We start from the raw sequence: 2,245 nt of genomic DNA, 5'->3' as shown, positions 1-2,245 counted from the left end.
GTCGTGTAGCCCTCTTGATGTTTCTGCGCATGCCTATCCTCTCGGATTGATTCACAGGTACTTGCCAGCTATTGGCGATTAGCGAAGAGAGTTTTTGCGATGAAATAGGAGGATGCGATGGCGACAACGACCGCGCCGAGCAACATCAGTGTCGACCCCCACCGGATGGTCGAGGTCACGTAGTGCACGTCGCCGGAGATATTCCAGGTGCAGGCGGCTCCTGCAATCGGAAAAGCAGTCCAATGCCCCTCCTCCGGCGTGAGGGTTTGTTCCACACCCGATGCTGGTGGAAGCGGCGCGTGGGCTCGGCAGTATTCGGTCGGGTCGCCGCCGAAGGAATAGAACGAGACCGCCACGACAATCAGGACGGCAACGACCGCAATCAGAGCGAGAACACCTACACGGCGATGCATGGGCACCTCGATTGCTGGCTCGATGTACCGCCCTGTGAGTGATCTGGCGGTTGATCGCATCCCGTGGCCGCATTGCCCCCACTGCTACGCCGAATGCGCTGGAGCACAAAGATATACAGTAGGGGCCAGCTGGGGTTGAACATCACGATGTCACTACCTGACCTGTGGCGCTAATCCATGCGATCCAGCCGCCTTGGAAGTCGTTGCGGCGGCCCTCGGGGGTGGCGTATTCGTCGGTGGTGGGGAATCCGAATCGTCCGCCTTCATAGCCGTGGCGACCATATTCAGCGATAATGGCGCCGTAGACGCAGTGAGTGCCGGCCTGGGGATTGAAGTAGATATTTCCTTCGGTGAAGCGGTTGAAGCGGCCGATTCCGTTGGGCGTGCCGAGTTCACCACTTGTGGGCCACCCCAGAGGGCTCGTGGGTCCGCCGAGGTCTAGATACTTCTGCGCGATCAACCCGTACGTTTCCCAGGCCCCGGTTGCGGCGCTCCAGTAGATGCGGCCGTGCTCGAAATCCTGCACCCGCCCGCTCGCCAGAGGTTGTTCGTCGCCGGTCGGTGCACCGAGCGGGCTCGTTTCGGCGCCGAGTTGTGTGTACCGGGCACCGATCGCGCCGCCGACGGTGTACACGGGGGCGACGGGAGTGACGGAGGTTTTGAACTGCATCGCATGATACGGAGTACCCGTTGCTGTATTCCATTGCGAGACAATCAGATGCAGATTGTCCAGGGTGGATGCGGGGTGGATGTAGCCGCCGTAGATCTGGCCGTACGTCCCGTCATTTGCTCCCCAGTCGCCGCCCTTGACCTGAACGGTGGGTTCAGACCACAGTCCGTCGATGCGGGCCGCGGTGCGGGTGACGATCGCATAAGCCTCCGGATCGAAATAGGCGAGGACCCAGGCGCCCTGGACGAAGCGGACACACATCTCACCGATCCGGCCGGGAATGATCGGCGTCGGGGCATTTCCCCACGCCCAGCCCGTCTGTTCGGTCCAGCCCCACCCCTGGTAGGCGGCGGGGCTGAGGATCTGTGCTTCCGGAACGCGACGCAGGATCATGCCGGCAGGCTTGTTGCGTCCGAACGCGGTGGAGATGACGTAGACGTATCCGCCGTGGCGTTCCATCGTCCAGCACTGATCGAGCGCGCCGGGGTGATTGTCCCAACGTGCCTGCGAGAGAGTCCAATTCTCGCCCGAGTCGTCGGAGTAGGCGAGGTAGGTGAAGTTCGTTTTCCAGTCCTCGGAGTCCCAGGCGTGCACGCTCAACACCGACAGATACGTGCGCGTCCCGATCGTGAGCGCATCCCCGGGAATGACCGTGAACTCGGTGCCTGGTGCTTCGACGCTCGGCAACTGCCGCGTGTCGTGCGCATTCGGCAGGATCTCCTTCGCATAGCCGCCGCCAGCCGCAGAGCTGAACACGATCCCCTGATCCAGATTAGTTGTCGTCGAACGCAACATCACCGGACTACGCCACCCCGGACCACCAGGGGCGAGGGACTCGAACGTGTCGCCGAAGAAGAACCCGAAACGCCCATCCTGCAAACGCACAGGAAACCCCAGATCCGTCCCACCCACACCCCACGAACCGGTCTGGGACGAGCCTGTCAAATTCTTCACGAACACAGCCGAAGCAACAGGAGTAACGAGAATCTCAGGCACGCAAAACCTTCCAACACCGTAGAAGTCGCATCAACCCAATACTGAACCTGGGAATCTCCTGCGAAAAGAGGGCGGATCCCGATCGCTGCTTACGGTAAAGAACGTCCGCGCAATTGCCAACGGATACTTCATGTCAGTTAGGTTACGAAAACCAGCAGGTTGGTTT

2 protein-coding genes are annotated in these 2,245 nt (G+C 60.8%); both read right to left on the bottom strand.

The window, feature by feature from the left end:
• Nucleotides 1-68: 68 nt before the first annotated feature.
• The gene (locus tag A2J01_RS28715; RefSeq protein WP_125053209.1) at nucleotides 69-413 is read right to left on the bottom strand and encodes a hypothetical protein; all 345 of its coding nucleotides are present in this window, start codon (nucleotides 411-413) and stop codon (nucleotides 69-71) included.
• A gap of 142 nt (nucleotides 414-555) precedes the next feature.
• On the bottom strand, nucleotides 556-2,037 hold the full coding sequence (locus tag A2J01_RS28710; protein ID WP_331715347.1) for a DUF4185 domain-containing protein: 1,482 nt from the start codon (nucleotides 2,035-2,037) through the stop codon (nucleotides 556-558).
• Between the last annotated feature and the right edge of the window lie 208 nt (nucleotides 2,038-2,245).

It is taken from the genome of Rhodococcus sp. EPR-134, assembly GCF_001647205.1.
GTDB classification, from domain to species: Bacteria; Actinomycetota; Actinomycetes; order Mycobacteriales; family Mycobacteriaceae; genus Rhodococcus_F; species Rhodococcus_F qingshengii.
This window is presented reverse-complemented; position numbering and strand designations above follow the sequence as displayed.